Origin of the sequence: Limimaricola cinnabarinus (assembly GCF_002723615.1) — a bacterium.
GTDB lineage: Bacteria > Pseudomonadota > Alphaproteobacteria > Rhodobacterales > Rhodobacteraceae > Limimaricola > Limimaricola cinnabarinus_B.
Genome location: NZ_KZ304955.1, coordinates 48,601 through 72,253, shown reverse-complemented (window position 1 = coordinate 72,253; position 23,653 = coordinate 48,601). Strand labels below are relative to the sequence as shown.

Below are 23,653 nucleotides of genomic sequence, written 5' to 3'. Positions count from 1 at the left end.
CGCCTTCGGGCGCCACTCCGTTGCCATTCCGGCCATATACATTGCATATACGGACAACCATGGCCTTTCGGATCGTCTTTCTGCCCTTTGACGGCTTCTCCAACATGGTGCTTGCCAGCGCCATCGAGCCGCTGCGCGCAGCCTGCGACCTGTCCGGGCGACAGCTGTTCGACTGGTGCGTGGCGACGCCGGGCGGCGCGGCCGCCTGCAGCTCATCGGGGTTGCGGCTGGCGGCCGAGCTGCCGCTGGGCGAGGCGGGGCGCTGCGACGCGCTGGTGCTGATCGCGGGCTACGGCGCCCGCGAGACCGCGGCCCGGGCCGAGGTGCTGCCGGCGATCCGCGCGGCGGCGCGGCAGTCGCGGGCGGTGACGGGGCTCGACATGGGGGCCTGGCTGATGGCGGCGGCGGGTCTGCTCGAAGGCTACCGCGCCACCGTGCACTGGCACGAGGTCGAGGCCTTCGCCGAGGCGTTTCCCGGTGTCGAGGCGGTTGCCGAAAGCTATGTCACCGATGGCGACCGGCAGAGCGCGGGCAGCGCCACATCGGCGATGGAGCTGTCGCTCGAGACGATCCGCCGGATGGGCGGCGATGCGCTGGCCTACGACGTGCGCACGCTGTTCGTGCATGACGACGTCGAGCGCCGCCGCGCCGAGAGCGGCGCGCTGTCGCCGCAGCTGGGCCGCGCGGTGCGGTTCATGCTCGACGCGATCGAGGAGCCGCGCGGCCTGTCGGAGATCGCGGCCCATGCGGCGGTCTCGCAACGCACGCTCGACCGGCTCTGCCGGCGCGAGCTCGGCACCTCGGCCGGCGCATATTACCGCGCGCTGCGTCTCACGCGGGCGCAGAACCTGCTGGTCGAGACCGGCCTGCCGCTGCGCGACATCGCGCTGCGCTGCGGCTTCGCCTCGGCCTCGACCCTGTCGCGCGCCTACAGCCAGCAATTCGGCCGCTCGCTCTCGGCCACCCGCCGCATGGGCGCGTGACCGGGGGAAGGACCGGCGCGGCTCGATCATGGCGGTGTCGAAGCGCCGCCAATTCCCTACCGGGAAAGGGATATGCCACATGCGAGAGAATACCGCTGACCATCCGCCTGATCCATCGGGACTTGGCAGCGATGCGTTCACGGACATGATCCGCGATGGGGCGCGGACGAAAAATCGCACACCTCGCCGTGGCAAGGTGCGCGTTTCGTGGGGCGGGATGCCGCGCCTGCTCAGACGGTGGTGCCGAGGCTGCCCTCCAGCGTCGCCAACTCCTGGCCGCCGGCCATCATGTCCTGCAATTCCTCGGGCGTGATCTCGCCGCGCAGCGCGGTGCCATAGGTGCGGCCGCGGTTGAGCACGGTGAAACGGTCGCCCACCGCCATGGCGTGGCGCACATTGTGGGTGATGAACACAACCGCCACGCCCTGCTTGCGCACCTTGTCGATGGTGGCGAGGACATTGGCGGTCTGGCGCACGCCCAAGGCCGAGGTCGGCTCGTCGAGAATCAGCACGCGGGCGCCGAAATGCACCGCGCGCGCGATGGCGACGGTCTGGCGTTCACCGCCCGACAGCGTGCCGACCGCCTGGTCGGGGCCGCGCAGCACGATGCCCATCTTCTCCATTTCGGTCATGGTCACCCGGTTGGCGAGGTCGTGGTCGAAGAAGGAGAAGGGCCCGACCTTGCGCACGGGCTCGTTGCCCATGAAGAAGTTGCGGCTCACCGACATCAGCGGGATCATCGCGAGATGCTGGTGCACGGTGGCGATCCCGGCGGCGATGGCATCGCGCGGATCGGCGAAGTGCATGTCGCGCCCTTCGAACAGGATCTCGCCCTTGGTCGGCTTGTGCACGCCCGACAGCGTCTTGATGAAGGTCGACTTGCCCGCGCCGTTATCGCCCAGAAGGCAGTGGCATTCCCCGGCATGGATATCGACCGAGACGCCGGCGAGCGCGATGACCGAGCCGAAATGCTTTTCGATGTTCTTCATCTGGATCAGGGGATCGGACATCTCAGCGCTCTCCGGTAATGATGCGGCGGATATAGGTGTTGAGGATCACGGCGAAGAGCAGGATCACCCCGAGGAACACCCGGAAGAGCGAGCTTTCGACACCCGCGAAGAACAGCCCCTGCTGGACCACGCCGAAGATCAGCGCGCCAAGCGCCGCCCCGATCACCGAGCCGTAGCCGCCCGTCAGCAGCGCGCCGCCGATCACCACCGCGATGATCGCCTCGAATTCCTTGAGAAGGCCGCGATCGGCACCGGCGGAGCCGAACTCCATCACCTGGCAGGCGGCGAAGACGGTGGCGCAGAAGGCGGTGAACATGAACATGGTGATCTTGACCCGGTTGACCGGCACGCCCGAATTGCGCGCGGCCTCGGCGTCGCCGCCGGCGGCGAAGATCCAGTTGCCGAAGCGGGTGCGCGTCAGCAGCACGTGGCCCACCGCGACGAGGCCGAGCGCCCAGACGATCAGCATCGGGATGCCGTCGACCACCGGCTCGCCGGCCCGCGTGCCGCGTTCGAAAGTGGCGATCATCCCGGCCTCGCCCATCCAGGTGAAGAGACCCTTGCCGATGGTGCCGCCGAAGAGATTGGCGAGCCAGTCGCCCTCGGCCGCCTCGCGGATGCCGCCGATGATGGTCTTGCGCTCGATGGTCTGCGGAAGGAAGATCGTGAAGCCGCGCAGGATGAACAGGAAGGCCAGCGTCACGATGAAGCTCGGCAGGCCGGTGCGCACCACGATGAAGCCGTTGAGCGCGCCGATCGAGACGCATAGCGCGAAGGTCACGAGAATGGCGATCCACATCGGCCAGCCCAGCGTCACGCCGAAGATGGCGATCATCATGCCGGCAAAGCCGATCATCGAACCGACCGAAAGGTCGAACTCGCCCGCGATCATCAACAGGCAGGCGCCGACGGCGATGATCATGAACTGCGCCGAGACGACCGACCAGTTCATGATGCCCTGGCTGTTGAACATGCCGCTGTCGAAGGCGAAGAGGCCGAAGAAGACGAAGACCGCCACGGTGCCGACGATGCCGCCCAGCTCGGGCCGGATCAGCGCGCGGCGCATGGGGGAGATCTGTTTGATTCGCTCGTCCATCACGAGCTGCGGTGTGTCTGCCATGACCCACTGACTCCGGAAGATCGTTTGCAAAGGCGGGGGCGGCGCGAGGGGGAGGGGGCCGCCCCCTTGAGGCTCAGCGGTATTCGCCGGCGAACTTCTCGACCATCTCCAGCGCGTCGGCGGTCACGAAGCCGGGGCCGGAGTTGATGTTGTTGCCCGGCAGCACGCCGTAGCGGTGGTAGTTGGTCATCACCACGACCGGCAGATAGGCCTGCAGGAAGGGCTGCTGGTCGATGCCCCAGTTGATGATGCCGTCCTTGATGCCCTGCACGATTTCGGCGCCGAGATCGAAGGTGCCGAAATAGATGTCGCCGGCAAGCCCGGTTTCGTCGAGCGCCTGCAGCGTCGGGTCGGCCGAGGTCGGCCCGAGCGTCAGCACCGCGTCGGTGTCGGGGTTGGACGAAAGATAGGCCTGCACCCGGTTCTTGATCTCGGAAGGGTCCTGGCCGCTGTCGATCATCTGCTCGCCCAGTTCGACGCCGAGCCCATCGGCAAAGCCCTGGCAGCGCTCGCTCGAGGCGGGCGAGCTGATGTAGTGGTTCACGCACAGGAAGCTCTCGACGCCGTCGCCCTTGGCGCGCTGGCCCGCGGCGAGGCCCGCGTCATATTCGGGCTGGCCGACATACATCAAGGCGCCGAGCTCGCGCGCCTGGTCGGGCGAGCCCGAGTTCATGATGATGACGTCGACGCCGCTGTCGACGGCCGAGCGGATCGGGCCGGAGAGCACGTCGTAATCGGCCAGGGTGGTGATGATGCCGTCGGGGCCGCTGGCGGCGGCCTGCTCGATGATCCGCGCCATGTCGGCCAGATCGCCGGTCGGCGGGTTGCGGTATTCCACCTCGACATCCATCTGCTCGCCCGCCAGCGCGATGGCGTTCTTGACCGTGTTCCACCAGCTGTCGCTGTCGGGGGCATGGCTGACGAGAATGTATTTCTCACCCTCGGCCTGGGCGGCGGTGGCGGCGATCAGCGGCGTGGCGGCGACGGTCGCGGCCAACATCAGCTTGTGCATCGGTATCATCGGTCTCTCTCTCCCTGTTGCACTCGGTATCGTCGTGGAAGAGCGGTCCTCCACCGGCCCTTCGAGTCAAAGTTAGAGCACATTCGGAGGATTTATGCAACCGGTTGCAAAAAGCTGCATCGGAACCCATGCTGGTTCCAGTCGTATCACGGGGTAGGACATGAAATCGCAAGACGGGAGGCGGGGTGGAATGGCGGTGACGCTCAAGGATGTGGCCGAGCTGGCGGGCGTGTCGCGTTCGGCGGTGTCGCGCAGCTTCACCGAGGGTGCCTCGGTCTCGGCGCGCACGCGCGCCAAGGTCGAGAAGGCAGCGCGCGAACTGGGCTACAGCCCCAATGCGCTGGCCTCCTCCCTCACCACCGGGCGGACCAAGCTGATCGGGCTGGTGTCGAACAACTTCCACAACCCCATCTTCCTGGAGATCTTCGATCTCTTCACCCGCGGCCTGCAGGAACGCGGGCTGCGCCCGCTTCTCGTCAATCTTTCCGACGAGACCGCGCCGGGGAACTCGGTGCGCATGCTGCGGCAATATTCGGTCGATGGCGCGATCGTCGCCTCTTCGACCCTGCCCACGGATTTCGCGCCTGCTTTTCACGAGGCCGGCATCCCGGTGGTCAACGCCTTCGGGCGCTACGCCTCCGATCCGCGCGTGCACACCGTCGGCATCGACAACATCGCCTGCGGACGCCTCGCGGTGAAAAGCTTCGCCGCGCGCGGCTACCGGCGCATCGCCTTCATGGGCGGGCCGGAGGCGGCGACCTCGACGCAGGACCGCCATGCGGGCTTCATGGCCGAGCTCGCGGCGCATCCCGGCCTCGAGGCCAGCATCTCCTTCGCCGGGGCCTATTCCTTCGAGGCCGGTCGGCGCGAAATGCAAAGGCTGCTGCAGGCCCCCCCGGCGGAGGCCTATTTCTGCGGCGATGACGTGCTGTCGATCGGCGCGCTCTCGGCGCTGCGCGATCACGGGGTCTCGGTGCCCGAAGAGGTCGGCGTTCTGGGCCTCAACGACATGGAGATGGCGGGCTGGGCGGGGATCGACCTGACGACGATCCACCAGCCGATCCGGCAGATCGTCACCTCCTCGATCGAGCTGATGATGGCGATGCTGGGCGAGCCGGATCGCTATCCCGAGGCGCGGGTGTTTCCTTGCCGGATCATCGAACGCGCCACGTTGCGCCCCTTGCCCGAGGCGGGGTGAGGGGCGCGGGGCCTTGTCGCATGCCCCGCGCCAGATGGTCTAGCGGAACATCGGCGGGCGCGCGTCGACCCAGGCGCCATTCGCGCGCGCCGAGGCCACGGCCTGATGCACCGCCGCCATAGAGCGCACGCCGGCCTCGGCATCGGGCAGCCCGTCGCGGGTCTCGCCCGAGATCGCATCCGCGAGATCGCAGTAGATGTTGGCCACGGCCAGCGGGAAGCCCTCGGGATGGGCGATCGACACCCGGCTCAGCCGCTGCGCCTCGGCATGCAGCCCCGCCTCGCCCTTTTCGATGATCTGGCTACGCCCGCCCACGGGCGTGTAGAGCAGCTGGTTGGGCTGTTCGGACATCCAGCGCAGCCCGCCGGTCTCTCCGAAGATCTGGATGTCGAAGCCGTGCTGCCGCCCGATCGCCACCGAGGAGGTCCACAGGCGGCCCACCGTCCCGCCCGAAAGGCGGAAGTTGACCATCGCGTCATCCTCCAGCTCGCGGCTCGGGATGGTCGAGGCGAAATCGGCCGAGAGCTTCTCGACCTCGTCGTCGCAGATGAAGCTCGCCATGTGCAGCGCGTGGATGCCGCAATCGGCGAACTGCCCCGAGACCCCCGCCATGGCGGGATCATAGCGCCAGCGCACGCGCGGATTGTCGGCATCACCCGCATCGCCGTGATGGCCATGGCTGAAATTGGTGACGACGAGCCGCACCTTACCCAGCTCGCCCGCGCGCACCATGGCGCGCGCCTGCCGCACCATCGGATAGGCCGAGTAGCAGTAGTTGACGGCGCAGATCCGGCCGGCCTTGCGGGCCACGCGCACGATCTCCTCGCCTTCCTCCACGGTGAGCGTCATCGGCTTTTCGCACAAGACGTTGAAGCCCGCTTCGAGAAAGGCCTTGGTGATCTCGAAATGCGTGGCGTTGGGCGTGGCCACGGTGACGAGGTCGATCCGGTCGTCGCGCCCCTTTTCGCCCGCCAGCATCTCGGTCCAGTCGCCATAGGCGCGGTCCTCGGCGATGCCGAGCCGCTGCGCATAGGCGCGGCCTTCTTCGGGCCGGTGATCCAGCGCGCCGGCGGCAAGGGCAAAGCGCCCGTCGGCGAGGGCGCCCAGCCGGTGCGCGGGCCCGATCTGGCTGCCTTCGCCGCCACCGATCATGCCCCAGTTCAGTTTCGTCATGTCCGTGCCCCTTACTTGAAGCCGATGGATTCGAGGTATTCGCGGTTCTTGCGCGCATCCCCCAGCGTGTCGGGGTCGAGCGTCGGGTCGCAATCCTGCTCGACGGTGCACCAGCCCTGGAAATCATTGTCGAGCAGCACTTGCCGCACCGCCTCGAAATCGACGTCGCCCTCGCCCAGATTGCAGAAGATCCCCTGGCCGCAGGCATCGTAGAAGCCGGTCCGGTTCTCGATCACGCGCGCTTTGACTTCGGGGTCTACATCCTTGAAATGCATGTAGGAAATGCGGCTCATATGCTTTTTCATGAAGGCCACCGGATCGAAGCCCGCATAGGAATGATGGCCGGTGTCGAAGCAGATCTTGAGGATGTTTTCGTCCACCTCCTCCAAGAGCCGCTCCAGCTCGGGTTCGAAATCCATGAAGCCCGCGGCATGGGCGTGGATGCCCACGGTCAGCCCGTATTCCTCGGCGCCGATGCGCGCGGATTCGGCGATCCGGTCGCGGTAGGCGGTCCATTCGGCGCGGTCCATCTGCTCGGCCTCACCGGCGCGACCGGCGGTCGGCGCGCGGCGCGGCGAGATCGAGTCGATCAGCACCAGATGCTGCGCGCCATGCGCCTTCAGCGCCTTCGCCGTGCGGTGGGTGGCGTCGAGCACGTCGTCCCAGGCGTCGGGGTCGTGATAGGGGCGAAACACCACCCCGCCGATGAGCTCCAAGCCGTGCCGCTCCAGCCCCTCGCGCAGGATCTCCGGCTCCTCGGGCATGAAGCCCACCGGGCCAAGCTCGATCCCCTTGTAGCCCGCGGCGGCGCATTCCTCGAGCACGTGCTGCCAGGACGGATTGCGCGGATCGGCGGCGAACTCCACGCCCCAGGAGCACGGCGCGTTGCCAATTCTGATGCTCATGTCTCGATGTCTCCCGTTCTCAGAAATCTGTGAGGTCTTTCCAGGCCTCGTCTCGCGCCGAGGCCAGCGTCGCGGCGATCACCCGGTTGACCTCGTGCCCGTCGCGGAAGCTGGGCCAGAGCGGCTTGCCTTGCGCGATCGCGGTCAGGAAGTCCTTGGCCTCGATGATGATCTGGTCCTGATAGCCGGTGCCATGCCCCGGCCCCTGGCAGAAGGGGGCGTAATCGGGATGGGCCGGGCCGGTCAGGATCTTGGTGAAGCCGCGCGTCGCCTCGGGCCCCTCCATCCGGTAGAGCCAGAGCGCGTTCTGATCCTCCTGATCGAAGCGGATCGCACCCTTGGTGCCGGTGATCTCGTAGGCGTAGCCCATCTTGCGCCCGGTCGCGACGCGGCTGAAATACATCTGCCCCATGGCGCCATTGCCAAAGCGGCACATGAGCTGCGCGTGGTCGTCATTGCTGACCTCGCCCCCGGGGCGGCTGCGATGCACCGTCTCATGGGTGCCCATGACGCGCGAGATCGGCCCCATCAGCGCCAGCGCACCGTTGATCATGTGCGGCGCGAGATCGCCCATCGTGCCATTGGCCATGCCGGTGGTGCGCCACGTGGCCGGGGCCTCGGGATCGGCGTAGAAATCCTCGGTATGCTCACCGCGAAACCAGGTGATCTCGCCGATCGCGCCTTGGGCGATCAATTGCCGGGCGAACTGGCTCGCGGGCGTGCGGATGTAGTTGAACCCCACCATGTTGACCGCGCCCGCGGCCTCGGCGGCGGCCACCATCGCGGCGCTGTCCTCGAGCGAGGCACCAAGCGGCTTTTCGCAGAACACCGGCTTGCCGAGCGCAAAGGCGGCCTCGGCGATCTCGCGGTGGGTTTCCTGCGGCGTGGCGATCACCACGGCCTCGACCTTCGGATCATCGACCAGCGCGCGCCAATCATCGGTGCCGCGCTCGAAGCCGTAGGCGGCGCGGTAGCGCTCGGCGCTCTCAGGGCTGGTCGCGCAGACCATCTCGAGCCGGGGCTTGAGCGCGGTGTCGAAGATCGCGCCGACCGACGACATGGCCACCGCATGCGCCTTGCCCATGTAGCCGCCGCCCAGAATGCCGATCCCGATCCGTGCCATCATCGCCCTCCCCATGCTTTTTGCTTTTGCAACCGGTTGCAAAAGATGTATCGTAGGTCTAGATATCTCGCAAGCATGATTTCGGCAGGGATCGGAAATACAGGGGCCGGAATTTTCCAGGGAGGATTCGCACGAATGACGTCGATACAAGGCACCATCCGCCTGACCACGGCACAGGCCATCATCCGCTGGCTGGCCAGCCAGTATATCGAGATCGACGGGGAGGAGCTGCGCGTCTGCGGTGGCGGATTCGGCATCTTCGGCCATGGCAACGTCACCTGCCTCGGCGAGGCGCTGCACGGCATGCAGGAGGAGCTGCCGCTGTATCGGGGCCAGAACGAACAGGGCATGGGCTTTGCCGCCGCCGGTTACGCCAAGCAGTGGCTGCGCCAGCGCTTCATGTTCTGCACCGCCAGCGCCGGTCCCGGCACGATGAACCTGCTCACCGCCGCGGGCCTTGCGCATGCCAACCGGTTGCCGATGCTGATGCTGTGCGGCGACGGCTTCCTCACCCGGCTACCCGACCCGGTGCTGCAGCAGATGGAGAATTACGGCGACCCGACCTTCGGCGTGAACGATGCCTTCAAGCCGGTGGTGCGCTACTGGGACCGGATCACCCACCCCGCGCAGGTGATCCAGTCGCTGCCCGCCGCGCTGGCCACGATGCTCGATCCGGCCGATTGCGGCCCGGCCTTCATCGGCCTGCCGCAGGACGTGCAGGGTTGGGCCTGGGATTTCCCCCAAGAGCTGTTCGAGAAGAAGATCCACCGCATCCGCCGCATCGCCCCCGACGAGGCCGAGATCGCGGATGCGCGCGCGGCATTGCTTGCGGCAAAGCGCCCGATGATCATCGCCGGCGGCGGCGTGCAGTATTCCCGCGCGGCCGAAGACCTTGCCGCCTTTGCCGAGGCGCATCGCATCCCGGTGGTCGAGACCATCGCGGGGCGGGCGAACCTTCTGGCGGACCACCCGTTCAACATCGGCCCCATCGGCGTCACCGGCTCCGACAGCGCCAATGCCATCGCGCAAAAGGCGGATGTGATCCTCGCGGTCGGCACGCGGCTTCAGGATTTCACCACCGGCTCCTGGACCGCCTTCGACGCAGGCGCGCAGATCGTGGCGATCAACGCCGCACGGCACGATGCGGGCAAACACCGCGCGCTGCCCGTCGTGGGCGATGCGAAGCGGTCGCTGGAGGCGCTGGGGCGGGGGCTCGATTACGCCGCCCCCGCCGAATGGGTGGAAGAGGCACAGGCCGAGCGGCGCGACTGGGACGCCTACGTGGCCCGGAACGTGAAGCCCGGCAATGGCCCCAACTCCTACGCGCAGGCGATCGGCGTGGTGAACGAGCTGTGCCACGAGCGCGACCGGATCGTGGCGGCGGCAGGCGGGCTTCCGGCCGAGGTCACCGCGAACTGGCGCACGCTGGATATCGGCACGGTCGATGTCGAGTTCGGCTTTTCCTGCATGGGCTACGAGATCTCGGGCGCCTGGGGCGCGCGGATCGCCCAGGAGCAGCGCGAGCCCGAGCGCGACACCATCGTCTTCATCGGCGACGGCTCCTACATGATGATGAACAGCGATCTCTACTCCTCTGTTCTGAGCCGAAAAAAGCTGATCGTGCTGGTGCTCGACAATGGCGGTTTCGCGGTCATCAACAAGCTGCAGAACAACACCGGCAATGAGAGCTTCAACAACCTGCTCGCCGATTGTCCGACCATCCCCGAGCCCTTCGCCGTCGATTTCGAGGCCCATGCGAGGGCGCAGGGCGCCGAGGCGGTGACGGTCGAAAACCCGGCCGAGCTGGGCGAGGCGTTCCGCCGTGCGCAGGCATCCGATCGCAGCCAGGTCATCGTCATGAAGGTCGATGCCTATGACGGCTGGACCGCGCAGGGCCACGCCTGGTGGGAGGTCGGCACGCCGGAGGTCACGACGAACGACAAGGTCCGCGCGGGCCACGAAAACCAGGAACGGGGCCGCTCCCGCCAGAGGCGGGGGGTGTGATGCTGGAGAGATTGAAGGGACGCCGCTTTCTGGTGATCGGCCGGGTCGGCATGGATCTCACACCGACGCCGCCCGGCACCCGCACCCGCGCGGCGCGCGAGATGATGGTCTCGATGGGCGGCAGCTCGGCCAATATCGCCGCCGGTCTGGTGAAGCTCGGCTGCAGCGCCTCGCTGGTGACCTGCGTGTCGGACGACGCGGTGGGCTGGTATTGCGAGGACCAGCTCGACGCCTACGGCATCGACCGCCGCCATGTGCGCCGGGTGCGGGGCGAGGAGCGCACCTCGCTCGCCCTCGTCGAGGCGCGCGTCGACGAGCACCAGAGCGTCATCTACCGCAACAATGCCGCCGATTTCCGCATGGAGCTCGCGGATGTCGAGGCGGTGGATTACACCGCTTTCGACGCGGTGATCACCGCCGGCACGGTCTTTGCCGCCGAACCCTCGCGCGCGGCTGCCTTCCGCGCCTTCGAACTGGCGCGCGCGGCCGGGCTGCCGGTGATCTTCGACGTGGATTACCGCCCCTACAGCTGGCCCTCGCCGCAGGTCGCCGCCGAGGTGCTGTCTCGCGCGGGCAGCCTGTCGGACGTGATCGTCGGCAATGACGAGGAATTCGGCTTCATGGCGGGCGGGATCGACAAGGGCTTCGCCCATGCCCGCGCGCTCTCGAAGGCGGCCGATCTCGTGGTCTACAAGATGGGCCACGAGGGCGCGGTGACCTTCGCGGGCGGCGAGGAGCTGCGCACCGGCATCTACGAGGTGGACGCGCTCAAACCCACCGGCGCGGGCGACAGCTTCATGGCCGGGCTGATCGCGAGCCTCACCGAAGGCCGCCCCTTGCGCGAGGCGGTGCTGCGCGGCTCGGCCTGCGCCTCGATCGTCGTGGCCAAGCCCGGCTGCGCCCCCGCCATGCCCGACAAGGCCGAACTCAAGGCCTTTCTCGACACCCATTCCGGCCCCACGCAAGGCTGAAAGGACATCCCATGCACATCGCACCCCATGACAACCGCAACCAGCCCATCGTCGATGCCGAGCACGATCTGGTGCCGCTCAACTATTTCAACATCGTCAAGCTGAAGCAGGGCGAAAGCTTCGACTATGCCGTGCCGGGCTACGAGACCTGCATCGTGCCCGCGACCGGCACCGTCGATGTCGATGTCGAGGGCATGGGCTTCGAAAAGCTCGGTCGCCGCGGCGTCGATGTCTGGGATGGCGAGCCCGAGGGCGTCTATGTTCCCGTCGGCGCGCAGGCCCGCATCACCTGCCGCAGCGAGGCCACGGAGGTCTTCATCGCGGGCGCGAAATACGACCGGGTGCTCGAGCCCTTCGACGTGCGCGAGGCCGAGCTCGACGTGGTGCAATACGGCTCCGACGACACCAAGACGCATCGCAAGATCAAGCACATCCTCGGCGCCAAGCAGCATGACAAGGTGGGCCGCCTGCTGGTGAGCGAGCTTTACACCGTGGGGCAGGGCGGCTGGTCGGGCTTTCCCAGCCACAAGCACGACACCGACCGGCGCGGCGAGGATGGCGAGATGATCGAGACCCGCCACGACGAGACCTACAATTTCCGCTTCCGCCCCGATTACGGCTCGGGGCTGCAGATGCTCCAGCGCGAGGACAACGAGCCGGGCGACGCCTATCACATCGTGAACGGCTCCACGATCCTGATCGACAAGGGCTATCATCCCTGCGCGGTGCTGCCGGGCTACGAGATGTACTACTTCACCATCCTCGGCGGTCTGAGCCAGCGCAGCCTCAAGCAGTATTTCCAGCCGACCCATGCCGAGCAGCTGCACACGATCCCCGGGATCATGGACATGGTGGCCAAGTTCAAATGACCCTCGCCACGCTTTCCGACGTCCTGCAGCCCGCGCTGCGAAACGGCCACGCCGTGGCCGGTCTCGTCACGCTGGGCTGGGAGGACATGCGCGCCTATGTCGCCGCCGCCGAGGCCGAGGGTGTGCCGGTGATCCTTCAGGCCGGGCCGTCCTGCCGCAAGCACACGCCGCTGCCCGTGCTGGGCGCGATGTTCCGCCATCTAGCCGAGACGACCTCGGTGCCGGTGGTGGCGCATCTCGACCATGGCTACACCGAAGAAGAATGCCGCGCGGCGATCGCGGCGGGCTTCACCTCGGTGATGTTCGACGGCTCGCGCCTGCCGCTCGAGGAGAACATCGCGCAGACCGCCGCCATCGCGCGCATGGCGCATGAGGCCGGCGTCTCCTGCGAGGGCGAGATCGGCTTTGTCGGCTATGCGGGCGGCGAGGGCTCGGCCGGGACGGACCCGGAGGAGGCCGCATGTTTCGCGCGCGAAACATCCGTCGATGCCATGGCGATCTCGGTCGGCAACACGCATCTGCAGCGCGGCGGCGAGGGCGGGCTCGACGAGGCCCGCATCCGCGAGATCGAGGCGCTGTGCGAGGTGCCCCTGGTGATCCATGGCGGCTCGGGCGTGCCCGCGGCGCAGCGCCGGGCGCTGGCGCGCCACTCGCGCATCGCCAAGTTCAACATCGGCACCGAGCTGCGCATGGTGTTCGGGCGCGAGCTGCGCGAGGCGCTGGCGCGCGATGCCGAGAGCTTCGACCGGGTGGTGATCCTGTCGCAACTGCACGAGCCGCTCGTCGCCGCCACGCGGCGCGTGCTGCGTGATTTCAAGGGAGCATGAGATGCTGAATGTCGGGATTTTGGGCTGCGGCCGCATCGGCCGGGTCCATGCCGCCTCGCTGGCCGCGATGGAGGGCGCGCGCGTTGCCGCCGTGGCCGATGCCATGCCGGAGGCGGCGCAGGCGCTGGCCGAAAGCTGCGGCGCACGGGCGATGGATGCCGAGGCGCTGATCGCGGATGCAGGCGTCGATGCGGTGGTGATCGGCACGCCGACCCATACGCATTACGACCTGATCCACGCCGCCGCCCGCGCGGGCAAGGCGATCCTGTGCGAAAAGCCGGTGGATCTTTCGGCCGAGCGCATCCGCGCCTGTATGGCGGCGGTCGAGGCGGCGGGCGTGCCCTTCATGACCGCCTTCAACCGCCGCTTCGATCCGAACTTCGCCGCCATCGGCGCGCGCATCGCGGCGGATGAGATCGGCGCGGTGGAGATGGTGACGATCCTGTCGCGCGACCCCAGCCCGCCGCCGCCCGCCTATATCGAAGGCTCGGGCGGCATCTTTCGGGACATGATGATCCACGATCTCGACATGGCGCGCTTCCTGCTGGGCGAGGAGCCGGTAACGGTCTATGCCGTCGGCGCGGCGCTGGTCGATCCCGAGATCGGCGCGATGGGCGATGCCGACACGGCGGCGGTGACGCTGACCACAGCCTCGGGCCGGATCTGCCAGATCTCCAACTCGCGCCGCGCGAGCTATGGCTACGACCAGCGGATCGAGGTGCATGGCGCCAAGGCGATGCTGCGCGCCGACAACATGCTGCGCGACACGGTCGAGATGGCCGGGCCGCAGGGTTTCACGCGCGCGCCCGCGCAGGACTTCTTCCTCGAACGCTACGCCGCGGCCTATGCCGCCGAGATGCGGCATTTCGTGGATTGCGTGGCGCAGGGGCGCGCGATTTCCCCGAGCCTCGCGGACGGGCTGCGCGCGCAGCTTCTGGCCGACGCGGCCGACCTGTCCTGGCGCGAGGGGCGCATGGTGCGGCTCGACTGAGGGGCCGCACCTGCCTGTGCTCTGCCGCCAGAGAACGCGACCGTCCGAAACCGGAGGTTTCGGCCAAGCGTTTCCGGCGGCTGAGCTGAGAACGATAAAACCATCGGAGTTCACCTGACCGCAGGCACCGGTCCAAGCTTCCATGACGACGAGGCAGGTCGGCACCTGGCTGAAGACGGACAGAACCCGGACCCGGTGCAGCTTCTCACGGAGGACCGCGCGGCCGGAACCATCAGCTCCATGTACCTGAAACAGGTTCTTCGCCCGATGAAGGCGGAATGATCGAGACAAAATATGGTGTCTTCCGACATGGCCGTCTTCCAATGTGGATTGTTGCAGACCCATCTTGGCACACCGATGCCGTCGGGGGGCGGTCACATCATCAACGCCCCCGGGGAAAGGGGAAGTCCGGTCAGCAGGAAATTTGCGCAACAAGGCCCCGGCATGTTGTAGTTCGGCTGACTGCCTGCTAAGCCCTCACCAAATCCGTTGGGGTGCCCCGTCTGGGGCTGAGAGGCGTGAGCCAACCCATTGAACCTGAACCGGGCAATACCGGCGTAGGAAACGGAGCAGGAATCGGCGTGCGCGACCGTGGCCGCCTTTCCTCCCTCCTCCCCTCGCCGGAGGAGTAAGCGTTGATGCCACATCGATCTGCACTGACCATCGCCGGCTCCGACAGCGGCGGAGGCGCGGGCATACAGGCCGATTTGAAGACTTTCTCGGCCCTCGGGATTTACGGCACCAGCGCGATCACCGCGATCACCGCGCAGAACACCCGCGGTGTCTTTGCCGTCGAGGCGGTCTCGCCCGCCGTCGTCTCGGGCCAGATCGCTGCCGTGCTGGACGACATTCCGCCGCAGGCCATCAAGATCGGGATGCTGGCTTCGCCAGAGATCGCCGTCGCAGTCGCTGCGGCCATCAAGGGCTATCGCGGGCCCGTCGTGCTCGATCCGGTGATGGTCGCGAAGTCGGGGGACCCTCTGTTGACCGAAACCGCCGAAGATGCGTTGATCCACAGGCTGCTGCCCCGCGCCGACGTGCTGACGCCGAACCTGCCCGAGGCCGCGCGCCTGCTGGGCCGTACACAGGCCCGGACCGCCGAGGAGACGATCGCGCAAGGCCGGGCACTGCTTGAGTTGGGCGCACGGGCCGTCGTGATGAAGGGCGGCCATGCCGAAACTGAAAGCTGCATCGACTGGCTGGTGACAACTTCCAACGTCGTCGCGCTGGAGCAGTCGCGATTGGCGACACGCAATACCCACGGCACGGGATGCAGCCTTTCGTCGGCCATCGCGGCCGAGTTGGCGAAGGGAACCGACGTCGAGGCGGCGGTCGGTCGGGCGCAGGCCTGGCTGCACGGCGCGATCCGCGCGGCCGACAGGCTTGGGATCGGCAAGGGTCACGGCCCCGTGCATCACTTCCACGAGGCTTGGACATGAGGCAGGCGCGCGTTCTCGGGGCTGGCGTCGCCGGGCTTTGCGTGGCGGCGGAACTGGTCGCTCGGGGCTGCGAGGTAACGGTCTTCGACCCCGCGCCCCGGCCAGGCCCGCATGGCTGCTCGTGGTGGGCCGGGGGGATGCTGGCCCCGTTCTGCGAAGGCGAGGCGGCAGAGGAGCCGGTGGTTCGGCTGGGTCAGGAGGCGGCCGGTTGGTGGGAACGGCAGGGGGCGGCGGTCGACCGCCGCGGGACTATTGTCGTGGCACTCGGCCGCGACCGGCGGGAACTTGATCGGTTCGCGCGGCGCACGGAGAGGCACAAGCGTCTCGATGCCGAGGGCCTTGCCGCGCTGGAGCCGGACCTCATCGGCCGCTTCGACCGCGCGCTGCACGTGCCGGGGGAGGCGCATCTCGCTCCGCGAGCGGCGCTTGCGCATCTGCGCGACCGCCTGGAACGGAACGGCGTTGCCTTCGTCGCAGAGCCTGGCCACCCCGATGGCCTGACATTCGACTGCCGCGGGCTGGCGGCACGGGACATGCTGCCCGACCTACGCGGGGTAAAGGGCGAGATGGCAATCCTGCGCAGCGCCGACATCCGGCTGTCACGTCCCGTCCGGCTGCTCCATCCGCGCTTCCCGCTCTACGTCGTCCCGCGCGCGGAGGGGCTGTTCATGCTTGGCGCGACCCAGATCGAGAGCGACGACCGCCACCGTAGTGTCCGCTCGGTCCTCGAACTGCTTTCGGCCGCCTATGCCCTGCACCCGGCCTTCGGCGAGGCAGAGCTTGTGGAAATCGGCGTCGATGCCCGCCCCGCCTTTCCCGACAACCTGCCCCGCCTTTGCAGGCAGGGCCAGACGATCCACGTCAATGGCCTCTTTCGCCACGGCTTCCTGCTCGGGCCCGCCCTGGCACGAATGGCGGTGGAGGCCGCCTGCGAAGGCACCAAACCGGAGTTCTGGCATGAAGATCACGATTAACGGAACCGCAACCGAGGTGCGGGCCGACACGCTCGCTGCGGTGCTGGACGAGCTTGGCTACGGCGGGGCGAAAGTCGCCACCGCCATCAATGAAAACTTCGTGCCGGCAACGGCGCGCGGGATGACGGTCCTGTCCCCCGGAGACCGGCTCGAGATCGTCACGCCACGGCAGGGGGGTTGAGATGCGGCTCTACGAAACCGAGATCGGCTCGCGCCTGATGCTGGGCACGGCGCAGTATCCGTCGCCTGCCGTGCTGGCAGACGCCTTTCGTCGCTCCGGCGCCGGCATCGCCACCGTCTCTGTCCGGCGCGAGGCCGGCGGAGAGCGGGCCGGTGCCGCGTTCTGGGAACTGGTGCGCGATCTGGGCGTGACGCTCCTGCCCAATACCGCGGGATGCCATTCGGTCCGCGAGGCCGTAACGACGGCGCAGATGGCGCGCGAGCTGTTCGACACCTCCTGGATCAAGCTCGAGGTGATCGGCCATGCCGACACGCTCCAACCCGACCCCTTCGGTCTGGTCGAAGCCGCGCGCATTCTGACGGAAGACGGGTTTTGCGTGTTTCCCTACACCACCGAGGATGTGGTGCTGGCCGATCGCCTCCTCTCGGTCGGCTGCGAGGTGCTGATGCCCTGGGGCGCGCCGATCGGCACCGGACTGGGGCTGACGAACGTCTACGGGCTGCGCACGCTCAGGGCGCAATTCCCGGACGTGCCGATGGTCGTCGACGCGGGGCTCGGCCTGCCCAGCCAGGCGGCGACGGCGATGGAGATGGGCTATGACGCGGTTCTGCTGAACACCGCCGTCGCGAAGGCAGGGGATCCGGCGGCGATGGCCGAGGGCTTTGCCCGCGCCGTCGAAGCGGGACGCCTCGCCTTTCAGGCCGACCCGATGGAGCCGCGCGACATGGCAGCGCCCTCGACCCCCGTCGTCGGAAAGGCGTTTCTGGAATGAAACTCGACCGCTTCTATCCGATCTTCGACGGCGTCGAATGGCTTGAGCGCATGCTGCCCCTCGGCGTGACGCTGGTGCAGCTTCGCATCAAGGACATTCCCGAGCCCGAATTGCGGTCGGTGGTGGCGCGGGCGCAGGCCCTGTGCCGGTCGCAAGGGGCAGTGCTCGTGGTGAACGATCACTGGCGGATCGCCATCGACGAGGGATGCGACTGGGTGCATCTGGGACAGGAGGATCTGGACACCGCCGATCTGCCCGCGATCCGGCGGGCCTGCCTGAAGCTGGGCATCAGCACTCACGATCACGCGGAACTCGACCGCGCGCTTTCGCTCTCACCCGATTACGTGGCACTCGGCCCGGTCCATCCCACGATCCTCAAGAAGATGAAGTGGGAGCAGCAGGGCCTGGAGCGCGTGACCGAGTGGAAACGCTTGGTGGGCGACCTGCCCCTTGTCGCCATCGGCGGGATGACGCCCGAGCGCGCGACACATGCATTCGAGGCAGGGGCCGATATCGTCTCTGCCGTCACCGACATCACCTTGAACGACGATTCCGAAGGCCGCCTGCGTGAATGGATCGAGGCAACGCGATGACCCGCTACGCCCGTCAGATCGCCGTGCCCGAATTCGGGCAGGAGGGGCAGGCTCGGCTGCAAGAGGCGCATGTGCTTGTCGTGGGGGCGGGCGGGCTTGCGGCGCCGGTGCTGCAATATCTGGGCGGCGCAGGCGTCGGTCGCATCCGGCTTGTAGATCCCGACCGGGTGGAGGTGACCAATCTTCATCGCCAGACGCTGTTCCGCGAGACCGATATCGGACGGCCCAAGGCCGAGGCGGCGGCCGGGGCCGTCGCAGCGCTCAACCCCGCGATCCATGTCGAGCCCGTCGTCGCGGCACTTGATCCCGGCAACGCCGACGCGTTGCGCCAAGATACCGACCTGGTCCTCGACTGCGCCGACAGCTTTGCGGCAAGCTACATCCTGTCCGATACCTGCCAGGCCGCCAGCCGGCCGCTGGTCAGCGCCTCTGTCATCGGGCTGGAAGGCTATGTGGGCGCCTTCTGCGGCGGCGCCCCGAGTCTGCGGGCGGTCTTTCCCGACCTGCCGCAGCGTCTCGGGTCCTGCGCCGAGGATGGCGTGCTCGGGCCGGTGGTCGGCGTCATCGGCGCGCTTCAGGCACAGGTGACGCTGGCGCTGCTCACCGGGCTTCAACCCTCCCCGCTGGGCCAGCTCGTCACCTTCGATGCGAGGAGTTTCCGTTTCGGCGGCTTTTGCTTCCACGGCGCGGCCGAGCCGGCCCGTCGGCCCCGGTTTCTCGCCCCGTCAGAGATCGCCGAGACGGATTTCCTCATCGACCTGCGGGCCGAAACGGAGGCGCCGCTGGTGCGCCCCTCGGCCCGCCGCCTGCCCGTCACGGCTTTCGGGCCGGACGGACCCGTTCCTGCTGCCGGCCAGCGCGCGGTGCTCTGCTGCCGCTCGGGCCTGCGCTCTTGGGCTGCGGCCGAGCGGCTCGCCGGCGTCTGGAACGGAGAGATTTACCTCGTCGCCCTGGGCGACCCAACCGGAGAGACCCCATGATAGGCAGACTGACCACCCTCGCCCTGCTCGCCGCCACACCCGCCGTGGCGCAAGACGAGATGACAGTCGTGCTCGACTGGTTCGTGAACCCCGACCACGGACCCATCATCATCGCGCAGGAGCAGGGCTACTTTGCCGATGCCGGGCTGAAGGTCGAAGTGATCGCTCCCGCCGATCCCGCCGATCCGCCCAAGATGGCCGCCGCCGGGCGCGCCGAGCTCGCCATCTCCTACCAGCCGCAACTGCACCTTCAGGTGGCCGAGGGAATGCCGCTTGTCCGCGTGGGAACGCTGGTCGCAACGCCGCTCAACTGCCTGCTGGTGCTGGAGGACGGGCCGATTGACGAGATTGCGGATCTGGAGGGCCGCAAGGTCGGGTTCTCCGTCTCGGGCTTCGAGGAGGCGTTGTTGTCGGCGATGCTGGGCCAGGCGGGACTTGGGACCGCGGATGTCGAGCCGGTCAACGTCAACTGGTCCCTCTCGCCCGCGCTCATGTCAGGGCAGGTCGATGCCGTCATCGGCGCCTTCCGCAATTTCGAACTCAACCAGATGGAGATCGAGGGCGTCCCCGGCCGCTGCTTCTACCCCGAGGAACAGGGCGTGCCGACATATGACGAACTGATTTACATTGCCAACCCCGAGACGATGGATACGGACAAGATCAGCCGCTTTCTTGCCGCGACGGAGAAGGCCACGCAGTTCATCGTCAATTACCCTCAGGAGAGCTGGGATATCTTCTCGGGCGCGTTTGCCGAATTGCAGGACGAGCTGAACGAGCGGGCCTGGGCCGACACGATCCCGCGCTTCGCCCTGCGTCCCGAAGCACTGGACGAGGGCCGATATGCCCGCTTCGAGAGCTTCCTGAACGAGGCCGGGCTGGTTCAGGGGGCGCGCCCTGTCGCCACCCTCGCAGTCGATCTGGGGGCGCAATGAGCTACGGCGAGATTTTCCCGCTGTGGCGGTCCGCGGCTGGTGGGGCATGGCGAGACTATACCCGCCATGCCTTCGTCGAGGGGATGAGGGACGGCACGCTCCCGCGTGAGGCTTTCCTGCGCTACCTCGTGCAGGACTACCTCTTTCTCATCCACTTCTCTCGCGCATGGGCGCTGGCCGTGACCAAGGCCGAGACGCTGGACGAAATGCGCGCCTGTGCCGCAACCGTCCACGCCCTGATGCATGACGAGATGCGCCTGCATATTGAGACCTGCGCCGCGGAGGGCATCCCGGAAACGCAGCTCTTCGCAGCAAGCGAGGCGCCGCAGAACATCGCGTATACCCGCTATGTGCTCGATGCGGGCCATTCGGGCGATTTCCTCGACCTGATGGCGGCCCTCGCGCCGTGCGTGCTGGGCTATGGCGAGATCGGGGCGCGGCTGGCGAAAGAGGCGGGCGAGACGCCTTTTGCTGACTGGATCGCGACCTATGCCGGAGAGGACTACCAGCGCACCTGCCGCAACGTCGGCACGCTGATTGACACGGCGGTCGCCCGCCGCCTCGGACCCGCACCCCAAGAGAGCCCCCGCTGGCCTCGCCTCCGGGACCGCTTCGAGACGGCGACGCGGCTCGAAATCGGCTTCTGGAGCATGGGTCTGGCCGGATGAGCGATGCGCCCGCGCTGCGCCTGTCCGGCCGTGCGAAGATCGGCGCTGCGCCGATCTTCGGCCCGCTGTCCCTCAGGGCGCCCGCCGGGGAGTGGACCTGCCTGCTCGGCCCTTCGGGCGTCGGCAAGTCGACGGTGCTGCGACTGTTCGCCGGACTTGGCGACGGGATCGCCTTTGACGGCGAGGCGGTGGCCGAGGATGGGGTGCGACTGGACGGCCGGGTCGCCCTTATGGGGCAAAGCGATCTGCTGATGCCCTGGCTGGACGCGACCGCCAATGTCACCCTCGGCGCCCGCCTGAGGGGCACATCGCCAGGGCGGGACCGGGCGCGCGAAATTCTGGGGCGTGTCGGGCTGTCCGAGCATGCCGACAAGCGCCCGCACGCCCTGTCCGGCGGGCAGCGGCAGCGGGTGGCGCTCGCCCGGACACTGATGGAGGATCGCCCTGTCGTGCTGCTGGACGAACCCTTCTCGGCGCTCGACGCTCGGTCGCGAGCCCAGATGCAGGATCTGGCGACCGAGCTGCTGGCCGGCCGCACGGTCCTGCATGTCACCCACGACGCCGCCGAGGCCGCCCGGTTGGGACAGACCATCCTGCTGATGACGCGAGCCGGCATCGCCTCTTTCCCTCCGCCGGAGGCCTCGACGCCCCGCCTCTACGACGCGCCGGGCACGCTCGCCTTCCAAGGTCGCCTGCTGCGGCTGCTGATGGACACCCGATGAGACGGGCCGCCCGCATCGGCGGCGTCGCGCTTACGGCTCTTCTGCTCTGGCAGGCGCTCGTCACGCTGGCCGAATTGCCCCGTTTCATCCTGCCCGGCCCGGGCCTGGTCTTCGCGACCCTGTGGTCCAGCCGGGCGCTGATCGCAGAGCATGCGCTGATCACGGCGCTCGAGGTCCTGCTCGGGCTCGGGCTCGGCGCGGTCCTCGGCTTCGCGTCGGCGATCCTGCTCACCGCCTCACCGCTCGCCCGCTCGATCCTGCGCCCGATGCTGGTCTTCAGCCAAGCCGTGCCGGTCTTCGCATTGGCGCCGATCCTGACGCTCTGGCTGGGCTACGGGCTCTGGTCCAAGGTCGCAATGGCGCTACTCATCATCTACTTTCCCGTCACTTCCGCATTCTTCGACGCGCTGATGCGCACCCCACCTGCCTGGCTCGAGCTTGCCCGCGTCATGAACGCCACCCCTGCGCGCGTCCTGTGGCGCGTCAGGGTGCCGGCCGCCCTGCCCGGCTTCGCCTCAGGTCTGCGCCTCGCCGCCGTCTATGCCCCCATCGGCGCGATCATCGGCGAGTGGGTGGGCGCGTCCCGGGGGCTGGGTTACCTGATGCTGCTGGCGAATGGCCGCGCGAAGATCGATCTGATGTTCGCCGCACTGATCGTTCTCGCGGTCCTGACGCTTCTGCTTCATGCCGCCGTTGATGCGGCTTGCCGAAGGCTATGGGAACGCTGACAGGCAGGGATCCTGCTTCGTCATGGTGGCTTCGGCCAGTCTGCTCGCGCAGCGGCCGATGACTGACGAGAGAATGGCTCTGCTCGAACGGGTAAAAAAGCAGACTGTTGGAGATCTGGTCCGCGAGATGCTGGCCTTCGCGGTCGAGGAGAGGCGATCCTGCCTGCCCCTGCCGCTCGCTGATACCGCGCCTGACAGCCGGGGGCGGTTGCATCATGTGTGGCTAGCCCCGGTTTTGCGGGCTCGAACTGCTGCTGCAATCATGCGGTCGGATGAGGTGGGCTGTGGCAGGCGGTTCGACCTGTCGCTTCTGTGGCGGATAACAGAAGGGTTATCGGACAGGAACTGAAGCGGACAGAACCATGCTGGGTGGGTCATGCCCAGCATGGCCAGGGTTGAGGTAGTCAACCCTCGATGCCGCTCCTGCTCTGAGCTGCGCCTCCTCTTCATGCTGCGACGTCCGCTTCCCGGGTAGCGCCTTTTGCCCGTTACCGAGGTTGATCCGGCATCACTGTCAAATCGCGCCCGTCCACATGGCTCAGAACGGTATAGGCAAGCGTGCTGGCCGCGTCATAGGTCGAAGTCGAGGCCAGCGAGCGCGGCAGGTAGACCACTTGGTTCTCGCGACAGGCATGCAGCGCATCGCACCACGACGGCAGAACGCTCTCCAGCGCGGCTTTGGCATCGGCCACCGTTTCGCCGCGGTCGGCGCGGTAGGTGACGAAGATCATGTCCACGTCGAACCGCGGCAGCATCTCGGCGGAAAAGCTCTGTCGCTGGTTGCCCTCGATGGCGTCGACGATCTCCGGGAACTGGAAGCCTGCGTCCCGCAGGACCTTTCCGAGCGTGCCATAGGTGTTCCAGACCAGCAGCTCGCCCTCATGACCCTGGATGACCGCGACCCGCAGGGCCTCCGTGTCGACCTGGCTGCGGATCAGGTCGAGCTGAGCCTCATAGCGCGCTTCGAGCGCGGCCAACCGATCATCGCGGCCGGTGATCTCGGCCAGCCTGGCGTAGACATCGAAATCATCCGCCGTCGCGATGTCGAAGACATAGGTCGGGGCGATCTGGCGCAGTCGGTCCACATCGGCCGTCTGCCAACTCGTCGTCACGATCAGGTCGGGATCGGCCGCGGCCACGCGCTCCTCATCGGCGGGCAGGTTGCCGACGAAAGCGATCCCTGAGTTGTCGAAATCCGTTCCGGTCGCCGTGGCGGAGGAGCGGATATAGGGTGTGCCGTCCGCGCGGGTCCGGCCATGCGAGCCGACCGGCTCCATTCCCAGTTCCAGCAGGGCGACCGTCAGCGAGGTGTCATGCAGCGACACGATCCGCTGCGGATTGGCGGGCAAGGTGACTTCGGCTCCGGTGTCGTCGATGACGGTGCGGGCTCCTTGCGCGACCGCAGGGGCTGTTGCCGCGATCAGGGCCATGGTGGCGAGATGCTTCATGAAAACTCTCCTTGTCGCATG

General features: G+C 67.6%; 25 protein-coding genes, 1 pseudogene and 1 riboswitch. Of the genes and pseudogenes, 18 read left to right on the top strand and 8 right to left on the bottom strand.

Annotation, left to right across the window (positions count from 1 at the left end):
* Nucleotides 1-59: 59 nt before the first annotated feature.
* Complete coding sequence (locus tag CJ301_RS07365) at nt 60-983, top strand: GlxA family transcriptional regulator (protein ID WP_099275865.1); 924 nt, start codon at nt 60-62, stop codon at nt 981-983.
* Nucleotides 984-1,213: 230 nt separating this feature from the next.
* Here the strand turns inward: CJ301_RS07365 and CJ301_RS07360 are convergent, their stop codons facing one another.
* From CJ301_RS07360 to CJ301_RS07350, 3 genes are all read right to left on the bottom strand, one after another.
* On the bottom strand, nt 1,214-1,993 hold the full coding sequence (locus CJ301_RS07360; RefSeq protein WP_099275863.1) for an ATP-binding cassette domain-containing protein: 780 nt from the start codon (nt 1,991-1,993) through the stop codon (nt 1,214-1,216).
* Nucleotide 1,994: 1 nt separating this feature from the next.
* Nucleotides 1,995-3,113, bottom strand: coding sequence for an ABC transporter permease (locus CJ301_RS07355; protein WP_099275861.1), 1,119 nt, complete (start codon nt 3,111-3,113; stop codon nt 1,995-1,997).
* A 73-nt stretch (nt 3,114-3,186) separates the two neighbouring features.
* Nucleotides 3,187-4,125, bottom strand: coding sequence for a sugar ABC transporter substrate-binding protein (locus CJ301_RS07350; RefSeq protein WP_216823256.1), 939 nt, complete (start codon nt 4,123-4,125; stop codon nt 3,187-3,189).
* A 199-nt stretch (nt 4,126-4,324) separates the two neighbouring features.
* On the opposite strand from CJ301_RS07350, the gene CJ301_RS07345 reads away from it, so the two are divergent.
* Complete coding sequence (locus CJ301_RS07345; protein ID WP_099275857.1) at nt 4,325-5,332, top strand: LacI family DNA-binding transcriptional regulator; 1,008 nt, start codon at nt 4,325-4,327, stop codon at nt 5,330-5,332.
* 39 nt (nt 5,333-5,371) lie between these two features.
* On the opposite strand, the gene CJ301_RS07340 is transcribed toward CJ301_RS07345, so the two are convergent.
* The 3 genes from CJ301_RS07340 to CJ301_RS07330 are packed head-to-tail and all read right to left on the bottom strand — an operon-like array spanning nt 5,372 to nt 8,533.
* A complete protein-coding gene (locus CJ301_RS07340) occupies nt 5,372-6,505 on the bottom strand; it encodes a Gfo/Idh/MocA family protein (protein WP_099275855.1) in 1,134 nt (377 codons plus the stop codon).
* An 11-nt stretch (nt 6,506-6,516) separates the two neighbouring features.
* Complete coding sequence (locus tag CJ301_RS07335) at nt 6,517-7,410, bottom strand: TIM barrel protein (RefSeq protein ID WP_099275853.1); 894 nt, start codon at nt 7,408-7,410, stop codon at nt 6,517-6,519.
* A 19-nt stretch (nt 7,411-7,429) separates the two neighbouring features.
* On the bottom strand, nt 7,430-8,533 hold the full coding sequence (locus CJ301_RS07330; RefSeq protein ID WP_099276062.1) for a Gfo/Idh/MocA family protein: 1,104 nt from the start codon (nt 8,531-8,533) through the stop codon (nt 7,430-7,432).
* Between the two features lie 135 nt (nt 8,534-8,668).
* Here CJ301_RS07330 and iolD point away from each other — a divergent pair, with 135 nt between their 5' ends.
* Genes iolD through iolG form a run of 5 tightly spaced genes read left to right on the top strand, consistent with a single transcriptional unit; the run spans nt 8,669 to nt 14,195 of the window.
* Entirely contained in the window at nt 8,669-10,537 is a 1,869-nt protein-coding gene (gene iolD, locus CJ301_RS07325; RefSeq protein ID WP_099275851.1) for a 3D-(3,5/4)-trihydroxycyclohexane-1,2-dione acylhydrolase (decyclizing), read from the top strand.
* Nucleotides 10,537-11,508, top strand: a complete 972-nt coding sequence (gene iolC, locus CJ301_RS07320) for a 5-dehydro-2-deoxygluconokinase (protein WP_099275849.1) — start codon at nt 10,537-10,539, stop codon at nt 11,506-11,508. Before iolD ends, iolC begins: the two co-directional genes overlap by 1 nt.
* An 11-nt stretch (nt 11,509-11,519) precedes the next feature.
* Nucleotides 11,520-12,377, top strand: a complete 858-nt coding sequence (locus CJ301_RS07315; RefSeq protein WP_099275847.1) for a 5-deoxy-glucuronate isomerase — start codon at nt 11,520-11,522, stop codon at nt 12,375-12,377.
* Nucleotides 12,374-13,204, top strand: a complete 831-nt coding sequence (locus CJ301_RS07310; RefSeq protein WP_099275845.1) for a class II fructose-bisphosphate aldolase — start codon at nt 12,374-12,376, stop codon at nt 13,202-13,204. Before CJ301_RS07315 ends, CJ301_RS07310 begins: the two co-directional genes overlap by 4 nt.
* Before the next feature lies 1 nt (nt 13,205).
* Nucleotides 13,206-14,195 (top strand): inositol 2-dehydrogenase, encoded by a 990-nt coding sequence (gene iolG, locus CJ301_RS07305; protein WP_099275843.1) that lies wholly within the window; start codon nt 13,206-13,208, stop codon nt 14,193-14,195.
* A gap of 123 nt (nt 14,196-14,318) precedes the next feature.
* On the opposite strand, the pseudogene CJ301_RS19070 reads toward iolG, so the two are convergent.
* Nucleotides 14,319-14,489: pseudogene (locus CJ301_RS19070) on the bottom strand (IS110 family transposase); the annotation flags it as partial.
* A 186-nt stretch (nt 14,490-14,675) separates the two neighbouring features.
* Nucleotides 14,676-14,776: riboswitch (TPP riboswitch) on the top strand.
* A 57-nt stretch (nt 14,777-14,833) separates the two neighbouring features.
* On the opposite strand from CJ301_RS19070, the gene thiD reads away from it, so the two are divergent.
* Genes thiD through CJ301_RS07250 form a run of 11 tightly spaced genes read left to right on the top strand, consistent with a single transcriptional unit; the run spans nt 14,834 to nt 22,533 of the window.
* Entirely contained in the window at nt 14,834-15,634 is an 801-nt protein-coding gene (thiD, locus tag CJ301_RS07300) for a bifunctional hydroxymethylpyrimidine kinase/phosphomethylpyrimidine kinase (protein ID WP_099275841.1), read from the top strand.
* The gene (locus CJ301_RS07295; protein WP_099275839.1) at nt 15,631-16,608 is read left to right on the top strand and encodes an FAD-dependent oxidoreductase; all 978 of its coding nucleotides are present in this window, start codon (nt 15,631-15,633) and stop codon (nt 16,606-16,608) included. The genes thiD and CJ301_RS07295 overlap by 4 nt, the downstream gene beginning before the upstream one ends.
* A complete protein-coding gene (thiS, locus tag CJ301_RS07290; RefSeq protein WP_099275837.1) occupies nt 16,592-16,789 on the top strand; it encodes a sulfur carrier protein ThiS in 198 nt (65 codons plus the stop codon). Before CJ301_RS07295 ends, thiS begins: the two co-directional genes overlap by 17 nt.
* A 1-nt stretch (nt 16,790) precedes the next feature.
* On the top strand, nt 16,791-17,561 hold the full coding sequence (locus tag CJ301_RS07285) for a thiazole synthase (protein WP_099275835.1): 771 nt from the start codon (nt 16,791-16,793) through the stop codon (nt 17,559-17,561).
* Entirely contained in the window at nt 17,558-18,154 is a 597-nt protein-coding gene (locus tag CJ301_RS07280) for a thiamine phosphate synthase (RefSeq protein WP_099275833.1), read from the top strand. The genes CJ301_RS07285 and CJ301_RS07280 overlap by 4 nt, the downstream gene beginning before the upstream one ends.
* Nucleotides 18,151-19,134, top strand: a complete 984-nt coding sequence (locus tag CJ301_RS07275; RefSeq protein ID WP_099275831.1) for a HesA/MoeB/ThiF family protein — start codon at nt 18,151-18,153, stop codon at nt 19,132-19,134. Before CJ301_RS07280 ends, CJ301_RS07275 begins: the two co-directional genes overlap by 4 nt.
* Complete coding sequence (locus CJ301_RS07270) at nt 19,131-20,066, top strand: ABC transporter substrate-binding protein (protein ID WP_099275829.1); 936 nt, start codon at nt 19,131-19,133, stop codon at nt 20,064-20,066. The genes CJ301_RS07275 and CJ301_RS07270 overlap by 4 nt, the downstream gene beginning before the upstream one ends.
* On the top strand, nt 20,063-20,734 hold the full coding sequence (locus tag CJ301_RS07265; RefSeq protein ID WP_099275827.1) for a TenA family protein: 672 nt from the start codon (nt 20,063-20,065) through the stop codon (nt 20,732-20,734). The genes CJ301_RS07270 and CJ301_RS07265 overlap by 4 nt, the downstream gene beginning before the upstream one ends.
* Nucleotides 20,731-21,456 (top strand): ABC transporter ATP-binding protein, encoded by a 726-nt coding sequence (locus CJ301_RS07260; RefSeq protein WP_099275825.1) that lies wholly within the window; start codon nt 20,731-20,733, stop codon nt 21,454-21,456. Before CJ301_RS07265 ends, CJ301_RS07260 begins: the two co-directional genes overlap by 4 nt.
* The gene (locus CJ301_RS07255) at nt 21,453-22,184 is read left to right on the top strand and encodes an ABC transporter permease (RefSeq protein ID WP_099275823.1); all 732 of its coding nucleotides are present in this window, start codon (nt 21,453-21,455) and stop codon (nt 22,182-22,184) included. Before CJ301_RS07260 ends, CJ301_RS07255 begins: the two co-directional genes overlap by 4 nt.
* Complete coding sequence (locus tag CJ301_RS07250; protein WP_216823266.1) at nt 22,153-22,533, top strand: hypothetical protein; 381 nt, start codon at nt 22,153-22,155, stop codon at nt 22,531-22,533. The genes CJ301_RS07255 and CJ301_RS07250 overlap by 32 nt, the downstream gene beginning before the upstream one ends.
* A gap of 139 nt (nt 22,534-22,672) precedes the next feature.
* Here the strand turns inward: CJ301_RS07250 and CJ301_RS07245 are convergent, their stop codons facing one another.
* The gene (locus CJ301_RS07245; protein ID WP_099275819.1) at nt 22,673-23,632 is read right to left on the bottom strand and encodes an ABC transporter substrate-binding protein; all 960 of its coding nucleotides are present in this window, start codon (nt 23,630-23,632) and stop codon (nt 22,673-22,675) included.
* Nucleotides 23,633-23,653: the final 21 nt, after the last annotated feature.